Source organism: Trinickia sp., assembly GCF_036503415.1.
GTDB lineage: Bacteria > Pseudomonadota > Gammaproteobacteria > Burkholderiales > Burkholderiaceae > Trinickia.
On the sequence record NZ_DASXWY010000032.1, the window covers coordinates 1 to 16,695 of the forward strand.

Here is a 16,695-nt window from a genome sequence, read left to right on the forward strand (position 1 = left end):
CCGTTACGACTTGGTGGGCGCGAGCGAGCCCATTCCGTGCGGCGTCTTCATCGTCGTGCAGGTACCCGTCGGCACATTCTTGTAGTGCGCGCCGTCATAGTCCATCTTTTGCGTGCCGGCGCAAGTGGTCCCCGCCCCCGCCTTGCAATCGTTATGGCCGGCAAGCGCCACGCCATAGCACTTTTCCACATTCTGGGCGGCAGCGTTCTGCGCGAATGCGCCGGTCGCCAGCGATGCGAGAACCAGGGCTGCTGCGGAAAGTTTGTTCGTATTCATCAATTCGCTCCTAGATGCCATCAAGTGGTTAGCGATCGCATGCACCGCATCATTGGCCTTGCCCGACTGTCCTGGCACGGCGCGGCTGCACTGCGCGATCTGCCAGGTAATTCGCCGCAGCTGGGCAAGCGGTTACAGCGGTCGAAAAATTTTCGACACCGGCTTCACGAAGCTGCGAATGCTTCGGCGACAACCTCGATGAGTGCTTGCATGCGGGCCGTCTTATACAAGTCCAGATGGGCGACGAGCCAGACCTCGAAGTGCTCGCGGCGATGCGGCATCACACGCACGAGTTCGGGCTCGTCGTCCGCGCGAAAGCATGGCAGCCCGGCAAGACCGAGTCCGGCGATCGTCGCCTCGAACAGCATCATCGTCGATGCAGTCTGAAACGCCACCCGCCCCCGGTTGGTAGGCTCGCCGCATAGGGCGTCCCACATCGACGGTACCACCGGCTGCTGATACATGACGAGATCGTGTCCTTCGAATGCCTCGCCCTCACGCGGTGTTCCACGCGCGGCAACATAGGCGTGCGAAGCGTAAATACCCATTTCCAACTGGGCCAGCCGCCTGACGACGAGCTCCGGCGAATCAGGCCGAACCGTCCGGATCGCGAGATCGGCCTCACGCCGGGTGAGATTGGCGATATCCACCGATGTCACGCAGACGATATCGATACCCGGATGCGCACGACGCAGCTTCGCGATGGCGGGCACGACGAATTTTTTGCCCAGCGAGTCAGTCGTCGCCACGCGAATCGTCCCGGACAACGCTTCGTCCATCCCGGCCACGCGCCGCTCCATCGCCAGCGCTGCCTGCTCCATGGCCTCCGCCGGTGCGACGAGCGCTTCGCCCGCCGAAGTCAACACGTACAGCGAGGGCGTGCGCAGGAAAAGCCGCGCGGACAGCGCCGCTTCGAGCGCCGCGATACGCCGCCCGACAGTGGCCTGATCGACGGAGAGGCGGGCGGCCGCGCCGCGCAGTGTGCCGGCTCGCGCCACCGCCAAAAAGAAACGCGCATTGTCCCAATGAATCATCGTTGCGAGGCCCTCGGGCGTGGATTCGCGCCGGTGATGCAAATCTGCATCAGAGATATGCGATATTACTGCTTTATTGCATCGCCGCGCATTCGTAAACTGAGAGGCATTCAGCCAACGGAGGAACGAATGTCCGATACGGTTCTCGCACGCGCGGACGAATGCGGGCTGCAGCGCCGCGACGCATGGCGCAGGCGCGTCACGCTGGCTCTGGTCGCCGGCGGCATGTTCATGGCAGTGCTCGATACGACGATCGTCAATGTCGCGCTGCCCGCCCTGCGTGCGTCGCTCGGCGCGACGGTGAGCGGCCTCGCATGGATCGTCGATGCTTACACGCTGACTTTTGCCGCGCTGATTCTCGCCGGCGGCGTCGCCAGCGATCGTTTCGGCGCAAAAACGGTGTACCTCGCCGGGCTCGCGGCATTCGTCGCGGCGTCCGCCGCGTGCGGTCTCGCCCCATCCGTGGGCGCGCTCGTCGCGGCCCGCTTTGCGCAAGGTGCCGGCGCCGCACTGTTCCTGCCCGCCTCGCTTGCCATCGTCCGCGCCACTTTCGACGATGCGCAGGAACGGGCCCGTGCCATCGCCACATGGGCGCTCGTCGCGTCGGCCGCGGCCGCGATCGGCCCTGTCCTGGGAGGATTGCTCGTCGATAGCTTCGGATGGCGCAGCGCATTTCTCGTCAATCTGCCGACAGGCGCGGTTGCTTTCGCGGGCGCGCTGGTTTCAGTCCGACAGGCAGCGCGCAGCACCTCCGTGCGCCGCTTCGATTGGGGCGGACAGTTCTCGAGTGCGGCAGCGCTGGGTGCACTGTGTTTCGCCGCAATCGAATTGCCGACTCGCGGTCCGCGGTCGCCCGAAGTCGTTGTCGCTTCTGTGTTGTTTGCCGCCTGCGTCGCGGCACTGGTTTTCTTCGAGCGCCGCTCGCGCGAGCCGATGGTGCCGCTCGCGTGGTTTCGAAACAGGATCTTCCTGGCGATGAATGCGGCGGGCACGCTTGTCTACGTGGGCTATTTCGGACTGCTGTTCAATCTGAGCCTTTACCTGCACGGCGCGCTCGGCATGAATGCGAAGGCGACCGGTTTCGCCCTCTTGCCCATGGCGGCAAGCCTGTCGTTCGGCAACCTGCTCTCGGGCAAGCTCCATGCGCGCCTCGGCGCCGCCCGCTTGATGACGATCGGCCTGGCCGCGGCGGCGGTCTCGGCCCCTCTCATGGCCGCACTGTTCTCATGGGCGGCACCGCGCCCATTCATCTATGCCTCGATGGCCGTTTTCGGAGCGGGCACCGCTTTGTCGGTACCGCCGATGATCGCCACCGTGCTCGAGCAGGTGCCCGCGGAGCTCGCCGGCGTGGCCTCGGGGCTGCTGAACGCGTTGCGCCAGGCGGGCAGCCTCGTCGGCGTCGCGTTGGCCGGGGCGGTCACGATGCTTGCCGCGCATCTGAGCGTTTCGCTGTGTGTCGTCAGCGCGGTGGGCGGCGCGGCGTATGCCGCGGCCGCCATGCTGGCGCATGCGTTCGGCGCCGAGCGCGGCACTCAATAACCGAGAATCGGGTCTCAGCGCGCGCAGTCGTACCGGACACCGTAATGGTAAGCAGTCCTGATGTCCATTCATCGGTTCATGGAATTCACGCATTCACCGCGCACGCAGATCTTCCCGCTCGAGGCGAAACCGTTGGTAGCTCAGCGCTTCGCTCGCGTTGTATCCGACCCATTGCATGCCAAGCTTTTGCGCGACACGCAGCGACGCGGTGTTCGCGGACGCGATTTCCGCAATGACGCGCGGCAACCGTAGCGTTGCGAAGGCGTGATGCACGAGTGCGTGGGCGGCCTCGGTGGCGATTCCCCTACCCCACGCATCGCGCACGAGACGCCAGCCGATCTCGACCTCGGGCCCCGCTCCATGGTCTGGAATGAGCAACACCCAGCCGATGAACCGCTCGGGCGCGCTGCGCTCGCGTATCGACCAATAGCCGAGCCCAGGCGGATACGCCCTCGTCGTGCGGAATGCCACGAACTGTCGATGCGCGACCGGGTCCTGCCAAGGCCCGGCGATATGACGGGTGACCTCGGGATCGCGATCCATTGCGAGGCACGCCTCGAGGTCGGCGAGCGTACGCTGACGGATCAGCAACCGGGGGGTATCCAGGGCAGGCAGTTCGGGAGTCGAAACGGACATGGCGAAAGAGTAATGGGTTTTCTGTATCGAATTCGGCTGGTTTGCAACGAACCGCATAACCGTTGCCGGAACAAGTCTTTCTAAAAGCCGACATTTAAAACCAGATCGTAATATTTTAGACAGCCACATAGGGATTAATACCGATAAACGGGCAACCCAATCATGCAACCGCTTAGAGTGCGCGTACACTCGTCATGCCAACCCACGGGACGGCCGCGCCAGCGTGATCCGCGGCGCGGCTGACGATCTGGAGACAAAAAGGAGAACGCAAAAATGGCTTGGACGCGTGAGCAGAAAAACGTCACGATCGCAGCCTATCTAGGCTGGACGCTCGACGCCTTCGATTTCTTCCTGATGGTTTTCGTCCTCAAGGATATCGCTGCAGAGTTCAACACGAAAATCCCGGCCGTCGCGGTTGCGATCACCCTGACGCTGGCAATGCGGCCGCTCGGTGCGCTGATCTTCGGCCGGCTCGCCGACAAGTTCGGCCGCCGGCCGACGCTCATGATCAACATCGCCTGCTATTCGGTGCTCGAACTGCTCTCGGGCTTTTCGCCGAATCTCGCGACCTTGCTCGTCATGCGCTCGCTGTTCGGGATCGCCATGGGCGGGGAATGGGGCGTCGGTTCCGCGCTCACGATGGAAACCATTCCCTCCAGCGCCCGCGGCTTCGTCTCCGGGCTGCTGCAAGCCGGCTACCCGACCGGATACCTGCTCGCTTCGGTCGTGTTCTGGCTGCTGTTCGACGTCCTGCATTGGGGCTGGCGCAGCATGTTCTTCGTCGGCATCATCCCCGCGCTGCTGGTGCTCTATATCCGCAAGAACGTTCCGGAATCGCCCGCATGGCGCGCCATGGAGACGCATCAACGCCCGGGCCTGATCGATACGCTCAAGAGAAACTGGGCGCTCTCGATTTATGCGATCGTGCTGATGACGGCATTCAACTTCTTCTCCCACGGCACGCAGGACCTCTATCCGACGTTTTTGCGCGTGCAGCACAGCTTCGATCCGGCAACCGTCTCTCGCATCCTGATCGTCCTCAATATCGGCGCGATCGTCGGTGGACTGTTCTTCGGCTCGATGTCGGAAAAGATCGGCCGTCGCCGCGCGATCTGCATCGCGGCATTGATCGCTTTGCCCGTGCTTCCGCTGTGGGCGTTCTCGGCTAGCGCCGTCGCGCTCGCGATCGGCGCGTTTCTCATGCAAATCTCGGTACAGGGCGCGTGGGGCGTGGTTCCTGCCTACCTCAACGAGATCTCGCCCGATGAAATTCGCGCCACGTTCCCTGGCTTCGTCTATCAACTTGGCAACCTGATCGCTTCCGTCAACGCCACGATGCAGGCATCGCTCGCCGCCAGCCAGAACAACAACTACTCGCTCGCCCTGGCCGCCGTTGCGGCAATATCGGCAATCGTCATCGCGGTGCTGATTCTGTTCGGGCGCGAGCAACGTGGCGTGGACATGCTGCGCTCGGCTCAACGCGTCGGCGAATCGGCATGACGGGACGCCCGTGATACCCGATGCCTGACCGCCTTCAGAGTTTGACGGACCGGAGTAGCGCCGCACCGCGTGCCTTCGGCCCGTCATTTCCGCAAGGGTTGGCGGACTCTAGAGGACTCCACCCACAAACAACGCTTGCCGCCGTATCGATACGTTTTTATCGTTCCCGAAACAACGAGTTTCAATCAAGAACTTGAATCGCTTGTTCGCGGCCGGCTAACCGGCATGGGAGGCGCACATGGCAGTTCGCACATCGAACCGGATAACCGGCGACACGAAGGCACGCATTCTCGATGCGGCCGAAGACATCTTCATCGAATACGGTTTCGAGGCCATGTCGCTGCGGCAAATCACGTCGCGCGCGGACGTCAACCTGGCCGCGGTCAACTATCATTTCGGCAGCAAGGAAGCGTTGATCCACGCGATGCTGTCGCGTCGCCTCGATCGCCTCAACGAAGAACGATTGAAGATGCTCGAGCGTTTCGACGCGGCGCTCGGCGACCGGCTCACCTGCGAACATGTGCTCGGCGCGATGTTCATTCCCGCGCTGCGCCTGTCGCGCGATCCGCAAGCCGGCGGGCGGGCGTTCCTGAAGCTGCTGGGCCGCGCCTATACGGACCCTTCCACATTCATTCACAACTTCCTCAGCGGCCACTACGCATCGGTCGCCGAGCGCTTCTTCGACGCCTTCCAACGCGCGCTGCCGCATTTGCCTCGCGAGGAGCTCGGCTGGCGACTGCATTTTGCGATCGGCGCGCTGTCGGGCGTGCTGGCGGGCGGCGATACCGATAATCTCATCGCCGAGTTCTCCCAAGGGCAGACGATGAGCGATCTGCAATTGATTGCGCGCCTCGCGTCGCTGATGGTTGCCGCGCTGAAGGCACCGTTGCCCGACGCGGCCCAACTCGCAGCTTTCGCCGCCGTGCTGGGCGACGCCGCGGACGGAACCGATGCGGCCGTTGCAATCAGTGCCTGCGGCTCGCTCGATCGGCATCCCGCTACCTTCGAGGACGATCCACGTGCGACGGCCCCGAACGGCGGCGCAAGCGATGCCGAGGCAGCGGCGGCATCCGGTCCGCGGCCCATGCCGCTACCGGAGCAGCGCGGAACCCAACGCTCGGCGCTCTGAGCCTCGATCGGCATCAACGCAGGTCGATCGCTACCTCCACCGTATGCGCATGCCACGGCTGCTCGATCACTGTGTGTCCCGCATGCCTGGCCAATCGCGTCAGCACGAATGCGTCCGACGGACGCAACAGGCCGACGATGCGGCCCTGAGTGCTGGCGAGGCGCGCGTACCATAGCGCGCCAATGTCGCCGCCGACGGGCGCCACGGATGCCGTCGGTGCGCCGGCCGATACGGCATCCGCCGCAAAGGCGATGCTTCGCCCGAGGGACGCGTCGACGAGCACGGTGGTGGCCGGCGCGACCGTCCGGCTGGCCGCCGCGCGCGGCGCACTCGCGAGCGATTCCGGGCTACCGCCGCACACACCGGCGATCAACGCCGCCGAGTCCACGATGAAGCTTCGCCGATCCATGAAGCCGAGCCCCCTTACGTATAGCCACGCCGATCGCGCCAGGCGCGCGGCCAGATGCCCGATTTGCCCGGCGCCAGGATGCCGTCGGGATCGAGCGTGTCCTTGATCGTTTCCGACAAGCGCAGCAACGCACCATCGTTGAAATCGTATTGCGCAGCCGCCAGGTCCATGTAGGCCAGATGGGTACGGTACTGGCCATACCCCGCCGCGCGCGCATCGCTGATCAACACGCGCAGCAAGTCGCCCGCGGCATCGGTCTGGGTTGCATCGTCGCGGTCGAAGATCGTTGCGACGATGTGATGCAAATGGCGCGTGCCGGCGGTGAAGCCGCCGTAGTAATCGAACCCGTATTCGGCACAACGGGTCTTCGCGAGCCAATATTGCCGCATCGCGTCGCGCCCCGTGAACGGGCAGATCGGCGAAAAATCGACGTGCGCGCCCGCGCCGCCGCGCCAGTCGAGCATCCGAAATGCGGTCATGGTCGGGATGCCGGCCATGTTGCGGTCGCCGCCGCCCTCGGGTTGCGCGTCGCCGGCATACCGCGCGGCCTCGATGCGCACCCCTCGCACGTGGGAAAACGCCCGCTTGACGACCGAAAACTGCGCCTCGACGACTTCGGGCTCGCCGTACAGGCCGAAACGCAGATTCCATCGCCCGATCCCGAGCCGCTTGGTCATCGCATCGATGGCGGACTCGGGCATCGGCCCCTGCCCGTCATACCACTCGCCGCGCGACGACACCCCCGCCGCAAAGCGAACAGCGCCTTCGACGACGGCGTGATTGCGAATCGTCTCGTCGAGCTTGAACGGACGCAACGTCTCGACGATGGCCTCCAGGTCCGCTTCGTCGCCGAAGCGCAGATGCGCGAGCAGATAGCTGGCCGGCCGCGGCATCAGTGCGATGCCGAGCTTGGTCACGATGCCGAAATTCGACTGCATGAACATCGCGTCGTACGAGGGGCCGAAGCCCGGCTTGTAGAGCTGCCAGGTACTGCCGATCTCGATGCCGCCCATTCCGGTGCGCACGATGTCGCCCGTCGCGAGGACGACTTCCATGCCGCACTGCATCGCGGCGTGGTCGCCGTAGGGCGTGTAGCCGAAGCCGCGCTCGAGCGTATTGCCGACGACGCTGCCCCAGCCCGCCGCGGGCGGATCGATCCATAGCTTCGCACCGCGCGCGCGCAAGTGCTCGTGCAGATCGAAGTAGGTCACGCCGGGCTCGACCAGGGCATAGCCGAGGGTCTCGTTCACTTCGAGGATGCGGTTCATGCGTCGCAGATCGACTACGATCGATCCGGACAGACGGGGCGCCGCTCCTCCATACGCATAATTGCGGCCGGTCGAGACCGGCCAGAGCGGCAGACGATAGCTGCGCGCGACGCGCAGCACTTCCCTGATCTCGTCGACCGAAGCGGGCAGTATCGCTGCGGATGCCGCGAAGCGCGGCTCCTGAGGGCCCGGAGCGAACGGATCGGCGTATTCGATCAGTTCGTTGTCCGAAACAACGACGTGAGTTTCGCCGACAATCGAACCGAAGAGGCGCAGCGCTTCGTGAAAGCGTTGTGCACTGCAATGGGGCGGCAGCACGCTCATCGAGGCCGCCGCGGCGAAAGACGCACTGACGATTTCATCGAGTCCCCTTGATTGCGGAGCAATGTCCGCTCGTTCGCTCGACGCGAAGCTGCGCTGGAGGACTTTCCGCAAGCTTCGGCATCCGATGCTGCCGCCATTGTCCCACGAGCGCGCGCTTTTCCGGGGGCCCATGCGCGGGCATCGACCATGCTCGGACATGCGCAGCACCCGTGGTATCTGAAACCCGCGCGGGGCGAAAACGAATGATGCCGCGCGCCTTTTGGAACATTTCGTTACGCGCGCGTGGGCCCGATGCGCGTGCGAAAGGACCCTCGCGGCAGCACACACGGGTTAAAATCCCCGCCAGCCACGAATTTCGCGCGTAGCCACCGCGCTTCACTAACCAACCTGGGGCAGCTCCTGCTGTCGTCCGTGCAATGCCGAATCCCGCAGAATCCCATCCGCAGAACGACTTCATGAACGCAGCGCGCAAAGAGCGCAAGCGCGTCGAAATCTATCTCGTGAACGGCATCCGTCTGACTGGATGCATCGAGTCGTTCGATCAATATCTCGTCATGCTGCGCACACCCGTCGGGCTGCAAGGCATTTACAAGCGTGCGATTTCGACGATTCAGCTCGATACCGGCACCCGCCCGGGGCCGCGCGGCCCGCGTACCGGCGGGTATGGCGGCGAGCGCCACGGTCCGCGCGAGGGCTCCGGCGCACCTCGCGAAGGCCGCGAGCCGCGCGAATCGCACGGCATGCATGGGTCATCGGAGCGCTCGGGCGACGCGCCGGTGGTCGTGACGCGCAGACGCCGCCCGTTCAGCACGGGCCCGCATGGCAACGAGCACGGCAACCACCACAGCAGCAGCAGCAACAACGACAACAACAACGACGAGAACAATAACAACAACGAATGAGGTGCCTCGCCGCGAGGCACCTCAGGATGTCAGCGAAGGCCCGCCATCGCGGGTCGAGCATCGCTCTGCCGCTGCGAAAGGCTCTCTAGCAATGCCTCCGCGCGGGCGCGCTGCTCGCGCGTCAGTTCGAATTGCCGGCGGATGCTCAAGATCCGCTGCCGCCAATACTGCGCCGTAAGCATACGATTCTCGGGTTCGCGGATCGCCCGCTCGAGATGATCCAGATCCGCGTCGACCAAATGAAGCGCATACGTCCGGCGCACAGGTTCCGTCTGTTGAATTGCCATTGCAGTCCTATTTCGAAAACACCGTGCCTCTAGTCTGCAAGTTCGATGCCTCCTTGCGACGAATAGCGCGCGACGGAGAGAAATAGGCGCATCGCGGCGAATGTCTTGCGGCTCTGGAGTCGAAGTCCGGCGCGATTGGCTGGCAACGATTACATCCGTTGCGGAAGAATGTGCCTGCATAAAAGCCGGGAACGCGGCCCCGCCGGAATCATCCGACGAAAATGTCACTCGCTGACCCGCGCGTAGACGCAGGTATCGCGCAACGTCCCGTCGGGATCGATTCGCTCGTACCGCAGCACACCTTCCAGCTGCATACCGGCACGCTCGCAGACGCGCAAACTCCTGACGTTACGCTCATCGACGAACGCGGCGATCCGACGCGCGCCGAGCCGCGATTTGGCGAAATCGAGCAGGCCGCTCACCGCTTCGGTCACGAGCCCCTGACCCAGGCACGAGGCACGGCCCCACCAGCCGATATCGAACGCGGGAATCGACCAGTCGGGCGAACGCAGTCCGCAACAGCCGGCGAGTGTCGACGTGTGCCGCACAAAAATCAGAAACGGGAAGTCGCGTCTCGCGACGAAATCGGCGAAACCTTCCCGGCAGAAAAGTTCGGATCGTTCTACCGAGGGAGCTTCGAGCGCCCACGGCAATGACGCCGGGAACCGACGCAGCGCGTCCAGCGACTCGACGAGCGCTTCATAGACCAAGCGTCCGTCGCCCGGGCGGGGGCAACGGACGATCAAGCGCTCCGTTTCGAACGCATCGGGGATGTCGATGAGCAGCGGATCCATGGGCTCTGGGCTCGATGCAGTACCGCATGATAGCCGGCCTGCTGCCGGGCCCGGCCCCGCACGCTCGATTTGGGACGGCGCGCGCCCCGTTCAGCGTACGCGGTGCGGCAAGCCCGAGTCCGCCTCACGCTGCAACTCGCGCACCTGGCGCTTGAGCGCACGCAATTGATCCTGCGCGGCGCGCTTTTGCGCGTCCAGCGCCGCCGCCTCGCCGCGCGCCCGCTTTTGGCGATCGGCGGCGAGTGCTTGCTGCTGGTGCGCAACGTCGAGATCGGCCTGCAAACGCTCGGCCCGCGCTTGCGAAAGCGCGATCAAATGTTCCGTATAGGTTTTTTGCGCGGCCAGCTTGGCCCCGCGCAACTCGACATCAGCGAGCTGCGCGCTCTTTTTCGCGAACTCGGCATAGATTGCTTCCGCGCGGGCCTCATCCTGCGTCTTGATCACGCGCCAAAAGTTTTTCTGTTGAAAGAGCGCGACGTAGTAGGTCAGTTCTTTCCCATAGAGCAGCAGGCTCGCGCCGTAGCTGCCGTTGTAGCTGGTGCGAAGCTCGGTCAAGTCGCTGCCGTGCATGAGGCGCTGCAATTCGGCAACGTTGCCTTGCGCCGCTTCCTTCGAGTCTTCGGCTTGAGACACCGCCGACGCTGTTGGGGCTTGTTCGTGTACCGGCGATGCGTCGGACGTCGCCACAGCGGGCGTTGCCGCGCCCGCGGTCAACGGGATCGAGGCGCTCGTCGTCGTTGCCGGCGCCGTCGTACTGCCGCTCGATTGCGCGCCGGCGCAGCCGAACATGCCCAATCCCCCGATCATGACAAGCGCCGCAAGCGCTGTCCCCCGTACTTGTGGTAGATGCCTCATCGTCGATTCCCGCGCGAATAGTTTTTATGTGAGTAAGCATGATTTACTGACTCAAGCGTGTCATTATTACTCAGTTTCGCGCGCTTCGGGCTCTTCGTCGAAGATTTGGTATTTGCGCATCTTTTCCCATAAGACTTTGCGGCTGATACCCAGGTGTTGAGCGGTATCCTGCCGGCGCCACGCGTTCGCGCTCAGCGCCGCGAGCACGCGGTTGCGCTCGGCCATGTCCCACTTGCTTCGATCCACGATGAGTTCGTTCGCGCTGTCGGCCGGAGCCGGCTGCGCATTGCGCGCGTGCGCGATCAACCGCTTGAGCCGGATGGCATCCCATGCGCCGATCTGGCGCACGGTCACCCCGATACGCTCGGCGAGATTGCGCAATTCGCGTACATTGCCGGGAAAGTAGGTGTCGGCCACCGCATCGGCGAGCCAGTAAGGCACCGCGGGCAGGCTCGCCATGCGCTCGGCGCCGAGCACCGAAGCAATGAAGGCGTTGAAGATCGCGATCTTGTCGACCGCGCCCCGCTCCTCGAGCGACGGGAGGCGCAACTCGATTACCGCGAGCCGGTAATACAAGTCGGCGCGAAATGCACCGTCCTTGACCAATTGCGTCAGGTTCTTGTTTGTCGCCGCAACGAGCCTGAAGTCGACGCGCACGGGCGTGGCCGATCCGATGCGCGTGACGGCGCCGTCTTCGAGTACGCGCAGTAGTTTCACTTGCTGATAAAGCGGCAAATCGCCGATTTCGTCCAGAAACAGCGTGCCACCGTCGGCCTGCTCGAAGTAGCCCTTGTGCGCACCCACGGCACCGGTAAACGAGCCCTTCGCGTGGCCGAAAAATAGCGACTCGAAGAGACCGTCGGGAATCGCGCCGCAATTGACGGGGACGAACGGGCCGTCGGCATAGCGGGAGTGCTTTTCGTGCAGCAATTGCGCAATGCGCTCCTTGCCCACGCCAGTCTCGCCGCGGATCAGCACACTCGTGTCGCAATCGGCGAACGTATCCACTTCGCGAAGCAACGCTTGCATGGGCTCGGAATGCGCGACGAGCGCCGTCGGCTCGGACGTTCGCGCGGTATGCGCGCGCAACTGCGCGACAAGCTTGGTGACCATCCCGCGCAGCTCGGCGCACGTGAAATCGAGCGGCAACACATGCGCGTACTCGTGCGGAAACATCGCGGGATCGCGCTCGCGCGGCACGGCGCCCACCCAGATCACCGGCATGCCGTTGGTCGCCTGCCAATCGTGCAGTACACGTGCCGCGCCGTCGATGACGCTCACGCTGACGATCGCAAGCGATGAGCGGACTTCACCGCTCGAAGGCGTCATCGTCATCCCGTCCGCACGGATCACGTCGACGTCGAAGCTCGCCATGCAGCGCATGACGCGTTCGACGATATCGGCCTTGCCCTCCCAGACATAGATGTCCAGTTCCTCGATTGTATTGGCGGCTCTCATTGTTCGCTTCTTCGATGTTTTCAATAGACGAGTTTCGACACGCCGCAGGTCAACGACAGATCATGGATGGTTGCGACGCCGACCTGCACCCCGAGCAGTTGCAGCAACGGGACGAGCGCTGCGTCGACATCTTCGGCGACGAGCGTGAGCGCAGGAGCAAGGAACGCGACGAGTGCACTGACGACAGGTCCCAACGGCACACCGAACGCGCCTCCCAACAGCGTGACCGATAGCGCGCCCGGCTGCGCGAGTGTGGCGGAGAGTCCCGACAGTGCATTCGCCAACACGCTGCCCACAGCGTTCGAATTCGCGCTCTGGTAGTCGTCTGCGTTGCCGGCGATGCCGTCGAATTCGAATGTCGACGAATCCTCTGCCGGGACTACCGCGGGAAGCGCCGCGTTCGCCTTCACGACGATCAGATTCGAGACCTGGATCAACGTTGCAGCTCGCGTGCAGCTGAACGGCTGCGAGGCCGATAGATTCGGGGGGGCGTCGCCTACGCAGACATTCGCGAGGCCCGGCGTCGCACCGATCGTCGAGTTGCTCGCAGCGGCACTCGTCGCGCAATGCGCGGCTTCGAGCCAGGCCTGCCCCGGCGCAACCTCGAGCGAGAGCGGCAGATTGGCGCCGACCGTGCCGACGAAAGGAAGGGTGACGGGACCCAATCCGATGTTCAGATAAAGCCGCACCTGTGCAGTTCTTGCCTGCGTACGCCATGTCTGCGTGGCTGGGTTCATCCCCGCCTCGCCGATCGCGAGCACCGGCGGCTGAAGAACTTGCACTTTCAACGTGGTCTGCAGCGTGCCGAGCGCGAGGCCGGCTGCGATATCCGTCGGCGCTTGTCCGGCTTTGGCGATCTCGGCCGCCACGACGAGCGCATCGAACGGGCTGATCGTCGCGCCCACGGCACTCTGCGTATGGGCGAGGTTCACCGAAAGCAGCCCGGGCGCTGTGTCGGTCGCGCCGAGCGGAAACTTCACGGACGTCGAAAGACTGCTTGCCGCGATCGCTTGCAACGTCGCGAGATCGGTCTGCAGGTTCGCATCGGCCACCGATGTACGCGATAACGCACTCAGCATCAGATCGGCGAGCTGAGCGGCATCGACTTGCGTCGCGAGCAATGCGTCGACCGTATCGACTCCAAGCGCCGCCATCAGATCGCCGACCTTGATGCGCGCGCCGGCCAGCGATTGATACGAAGCCAGCGAAAGATCGAGGTTCGCGCCCAGCAATCCGTTGAGCAGACCGTTGATGAGGCCGCCTTGCAATTGCGCGAGCGCCGTGCCGATCGTGAACGCGCCGAGATTCGTCGCCTGCGCCGTCGCGGTGGCACCGATCTGCCGTGACGGCCCGAGAAAGAAGTACGGGACCGTGCGCACCACGCGGACTTGCACGGCGTTCAAAGGCGAGGCGTTCGCGCTGGCGAAGTAGCTCGGCGCGGTATTGGTCGCGGTATCCCAACGGCCGCAGACGACCGTCAGCGACTGTCCCGCCGCTGTCGCCGAAAAGCCGTTGGCCGCGGCGTTCGCCCGCGCCGTGGCCGTCGGTGCCGAGCAATCGTCGTCCATCGTTTGCGCGCCGGCGAGCGCAGCAAGATCCGCGATCCGCTGCAGTGACCGCCGTGCGAAGAAGGCGTTGCCGACGTCGAGCGCGCCGAGGACCGCCACCGCGAGCGAAAGAAAAATCGCGACGACGATGGCCGCCGAACCGCGCTGCCGATCGGTGCGCGGCGGGCGGGGCCGGTCGAATGTGCGGCGGCGCGCAGCCTTCATCGCTCAGTTCGCCCCGCTGGGCGAGGCGCCGACGGCGTTCATGTAGTTCCCACGCGCTGCGTTGCCGCCCGCGCCGAGCGTCGAATCGAACGAACTCGGAATCCTGGTCTTGAAAGAGTCCAGATAGCGTGCGTAGGCCAGCCCCGCCTGTGCACCGAGCACGGGCAATGCCGGCGCGGCCTGCGCGTTGCTGCGCTGAAGCTCGAGCCAGCTTCGCGTCGCTTCGCCGATCGGCACGGACGGTCGCACCCCGGCAGCAGGCTCGCCTGGCGCTTCAGCCATCGCTGGCGCACACAGGCCAGCCACGAGGAGTACGGCCGCACCGAATGCGATCGTGGCGATCGTGCGTAGGGGGTCGATGAAGTAGCGTGTCGTCATATCGTCCTCGTCACGGCGAATGCGTCATTGCGCGAACCGCTGCAAGAGCGGCAACGGCGTACGGGCGCTGGCCGTCGCCGCCGGCGCCTCTTCGGGGCGCACCTGCGGCTGCCTCGGTTTTTCGGTGCCTTGTACCGAGCGGCGCCCCTTCCGTGCGAGCGCGACTTTCGCCGCGTCCTGACGCACCGCTTCGCGCACTTCGCTCGCAAAATGCTGCTCGTCCATCAACGCACGCGCATCGCGAGCATGGCCCTGCGAGAGCAGCAGCAACGCGACATTGGCCAGCACCGTCGGGTTATGGGCATCGAGTTCCGCCGCCTTCATGAGCGGAACACGCGCCCCTGTCACGTCGCCTTCGCGCAATCGTGCATAGCCGAGATCTGACAACGTCGCGGCGTCCGTGGGCGCGAGCGCCGACGCCGCTTCCAGGTCGTGCGCCGCCCTATCGAAGTCGCCCGCGGCGCCTGCGACGAGCCCCAGCCCGCGGTAGCCGCGCGAGGCAAGCGGCGTCGCGAGCAGCGAGCGATACGCATCTGCACTGGCCTCGGGCTGTCCCGTCAGGCGCAGCGCATCGGCGCGCAGCAGCGTCGAGTCGGGCGTCGTGCCGTATTGCTTTTCGTATGCGTCGATGTGCGCGAGGGACGCAAAATAGAGCCCCTGCGACTGCATCCGGTCGATCAGCGCGAGATACATGCCGGGCGTATCGGGCTTCGGTTCGGGCTGAGCGTTTTGCAGCATCGCGGCGCGCTCGGCCTGCGGCCCCACGCCATAGCCGGACGGCTTGAATGCGCAGGCGCTCAGGACGAGCACCAGCGCGGCGGCGAGAAAGCGGCGCGACGGCGGCGGAATCGGGCTCGAACGGTTCATCGGATGATCGATCGTCGTTGTCGGGATAGTGTTCTTCAATGCGCGGCTCGCTCTCGGGTGTGCCATTCGTCAACGATGCGTCGTCGAAAGCGCGTGCGTGATCGCAACGATGCCCGGTCCCGCCGTCACGATCAGCAGCGCAGGCAACAGCGTCAGGATCATGACGCCCGTCATCTTGACGGTCAGTCGCCCGATCCGCTCCCGCAAACGGGCTCGGCGGCTCTCGCGCAGCCTTTCGCCGAATTGACGAAGCGGCTCCTGAACCGCGCCGCCGTGCCGGTCGACCTGGATCATCAGACGCGCGACAGCCCGCAAATCCTCGTTGCCGAATGCGCCCGCAAGACGCTGCAGCGATTGCTCGCGCGTGCGCCCCGCCACGAACTGCCGCTGCGCGATCTCGAGCTCGTCGGCGAGCACGGGCAGCATCGTCCGGAAATCGTTGATGATGACCTGCAAGCTCTGGTCGAGCGATAAGCCGACACCTTGCAGCAGCCTGAGCAGGTCGACGAATGCCGGCGTCTCGTCGGCAACGCTCGCCCGCCGGGCGGCCGCGCGGCGGCCAAGCACCGCCTTCGGCAGCATGAATCCCGCGACGACGGCCGCACCCAGATAGGCAGGCTGCGTACTGCCGTCGATATACGGGCTCACGAGCCACGTGTAGAGGGCAAGCCCCAGCGCCGCGCTCGCGAGCCGCGATATCAAAAAGATGCCGCGCGCATTCGCGTCGGCGAAGCCGCATTGCTCGAGCAGCGAGCGGTCCTCGCCCGCGACGATCAGTTTGCCGAGCGGCGTATCGAGCCAACGCATGCCGGCGCTGCCGATCCGGCGCAACCATACCTTGCCGCGCCGCTCGGCCTCGTGTCGCACCGGCGAGCCCGCCTTCATGCGCCCGTCTCGCGCGGCGGCGAATGGGGCAGACTGCGAGTTCGGCGAATGCACCGCATATGCCGCATTCGCCGCATTCGCGGCATTCGTCGCATTCGACGGCTCGGTACGCAAACGCGAAGACACAGGCGCGCCGCGCGGCGGCTCTGGATCGCGCCCGGCAACGGACGGCATCGCGCGGCGCGCGAGCGCATCGTCCAGCAAGCGCATGCCGCGCCGCGCAGCGAGCCGCCGCACCAGAATATGCAGCGCCAGCATCGTCAAGCCCAATGCGCCAAGCGCCAATGCAATCGAGGCAATTCGATCCGCAAGCATCACGACCTCAACCGGGCGAGACGATAGAGCAGGCAGCCACCGGCGCCCTGAAGCCCGAATGCGACAT

16 protein-coding genes are annotated in these 16,695 nt (G+C 64.8%); 4 read left to right on the plus strand and 12 right to left on the minus strand.

What is annotated here, in order from left to right:
• Positions 1-3: 3 nt before the first annotated feature.
• Entirely contained in the window at positions 4-276 is a 273-nt protein-coding gene (locus VGL01_RS05140) for a DUF2282 domain-containing protein (protein WP_331567733.1), read from the minus strand.
• A gap of 164 nt (positions 277-440) precedes the next feature.
• Positions 441-1,307, minus strand: a complete 867-nt coding sequence (locus VGL01_RS05145; protein ID WP_331567756.1) for a LysR family transcriptional regulator — start codon at positions 1,305-1,307, stop codon at positions 441-443.
• 132 nt (positions 1,308-1,439) lie between these two features.
• Here VGL01_RS05145 and VGL01_RS05150 point away from each other — a divergent pair, with 132 nt between their 5' ends.
• Positions 1,440-2,849 (plus strand): MFS transporter, encoded by a 1,410-nt coding sequence (locus tag VGL01_RS05150; RefSeq protein ID WP_331567735.1) that lies wholly within the window; start codon positions 1,440-1,442, stop codon positions 2,847-2,849.
• Positions 2,850-2,942: 93 nt separating this feature from the next.
• Here VGL01_RS05150 and VGL01_RS05155 read toward each other — a convergent pair whose 3' ends face one another.
• Complete coding sequence (locus tag VGL01_RS05155; RefSeq protein WP_331567737.1) at positions 2,943-3,485, minus strand: GNAT family N-acetyltransferase; 543 nt, start codon at positions 3,483-3,485, stop codon at positions 2,943-2,945.
• Between the two features lie 273 nt (positions 3,486-3,758).
• On the opposite strand from VGL01_RS05155, the gene VGL01_RS05160 reads away from it, so the two are divergent.
• Together VGL01_RS05160 and VGL01_RS05165 are read left to right on the plus strand one after the other, a co-directional pair.
• The gene (locus VGL01_RS05160) at positions 3,759-4,985 is read left to right on the plus strand and encodes an MFS transporter (RefSeq protein WP_331567739.1); all 1,227 of its coding nucleotides are present in this window, start codon (positions 3,759-3,761) and stop codon (positions 4,983-4,985) included.
• Between the two features lie 238 nt (positions 4,986-5,223).
• Positions 5,224-6,114: a TetR/AcrR family transcriptional regulator gene (locus tag VGL01_RS05165; RefSeq protein ID WP_331567741.1), complete on the plus strand. Its 891-nt coding sequence runs from the start codon at positions 5,224-5,226 to the stop codon at positions 6,112-6,114.
• 13 nt (positions 6,115-6,127) lie between these two features.
• Here VGL01_RS05165 and VGL01_RS05170 read toward each other — a convergent pair whose 3' ends face one another.
• Together VGL01_RS05170 and VGL01_RS05175 are read right to left on the minus strand one after the other, a co-directional pair.
• A complete protein-coding gene (locus tag VGL01_RS05170; protein WP_331567742.1) occupies positions 6,128-6,523 on the minus strand; it encodes a hypothetical protein in 396 nt (131 codons plus the stop codon).
• A 14-nt stretch (positions 6,524-6,537) separates the two neighbouring features.
• Positions 6,538-8,115 (minus strand): FAD-binding oxidoreductase, encoded by a 1,578-nt coding sequence (locus VGL01_RS05175; protein ID WP_331567758.1) that lies wholly within the window; start codon positions 8,113-8,115, stop codon positions 6,538-6,540.
• A gap of 416 nt (positions 8,116-8,531) precedes the next feature.
• Between VGL01_RS05175 and hfq the strand changes: the two genes are divergently transcribed.
• Complete coding sequence (gene hfq, locus VGL01_RS05180; RefSeq protein WP_331567744.1) at positions 8,532-9,017, plus strand: RNA chaperone Hfq; 486 nt, start codon at positions 8,532-8,534, stop codon at positions 9,015-9,017.
• Positions 9,018-9,528: 511 nt separating this feature from the next.
• Here hfq and VGL01_RS05185 read toward each other — a convergent pair.
• The 7 genes from VGL01_RS05185 to VGL01_RS05215 all read right to left on the minus strand — a co-directional run bounded on the left by VGL01_RS05185 (position 9,529) and on the right by VGL01_RS05215 (position 16,628).
• The gene (locus VGL01_RS05185) at positions 9,529-10,098 is read right to left on the minus strand and encodes a GNAT family N-acetyltransferase (protein ID WP_331567746.1); all 570 of its coding nucleotides are present in this window, start codon (positions 10,096-10,098) and stop codon (positions 9,529-9,531) included.
• A gap of 90 nt (positions 10,099-10,188) precedes the next feature.
• Positions 10,189-10,953 (minus strand): DUF2968 domain-containing protein, encoded by a 765-nt coding sequence (locus VGL01_RS05190; RefSeq protein WP_331567748.1) that lies wholly within the window; start codon positions 10,951-10,953, stop codon positions 10,189-10,191.
• 66 nt (positions 10,954-11,019) lie between these two features.
• Positions 11,020-12,411, minus strand: a complete 1,392-nt coding sequence (locus VGL01_RS05195) for a sigma-54 dependent transcriptional regulator (protein WP_331567750.1) — start codon at positions 12,409-12,411, stop codon at positions 11,020-11,022.
• A 20-nt stretch (positions 12,412-12,431) separates the two neighbouring features.
• Positions 12,432-14,183 carry a TadG family pilus assembly protein gene (locus VGL01_RS05200; protein ID WP_331567752.1) on the minus strand — a complete coding sequence of 584 codons (1,752 nt, stop codon included), beginning with the start codon at positions 14,181-14,183 and terminating at the stop codon, positions 12,432-12,434.
• Between the two features lie 3 nt (positions 14,184-14,186).
• Positions 14,187-14,561 carry a DUF3613 domain-containing protein gene (locus tag VGL01_RS05205; protein WP_331567754.1) on the minus strand — a complete coding sequence of 125 codons (375 nt, stop codon included), beginning with the start codon at positions 14,559-14,561 and terminating at the stop codon, positions 14,187-14,189.
• Between the two features lie 24 nt (positions 14,562-14,585).
• Positions 14,586-15,428 (minus strand): tetratricopeptide repeat protein, encoded by an 843-nt coding sequence (locus VGL01_RS05210; RefSeq protein ID WP_331567760.1) that lies wholly within the window; start codon positions 15,426-15,428, stop codon positions 14,586-14,588.
• Positions 15,429-15,497: 69 nt separating this feature from the next.
• Positions 15,498-16,628, minus strand: a complete 1,131-nt coding sequence (locus VGL01_RS05215) for a type II secretion system F family protein (RefSeq protein WP_331567762.1) — start codon at positions 16,626-16,628, stop codon at positions 15,498-15,500.
• Positions 16,629-16,695: the final 67 nt, after the last annotated feature.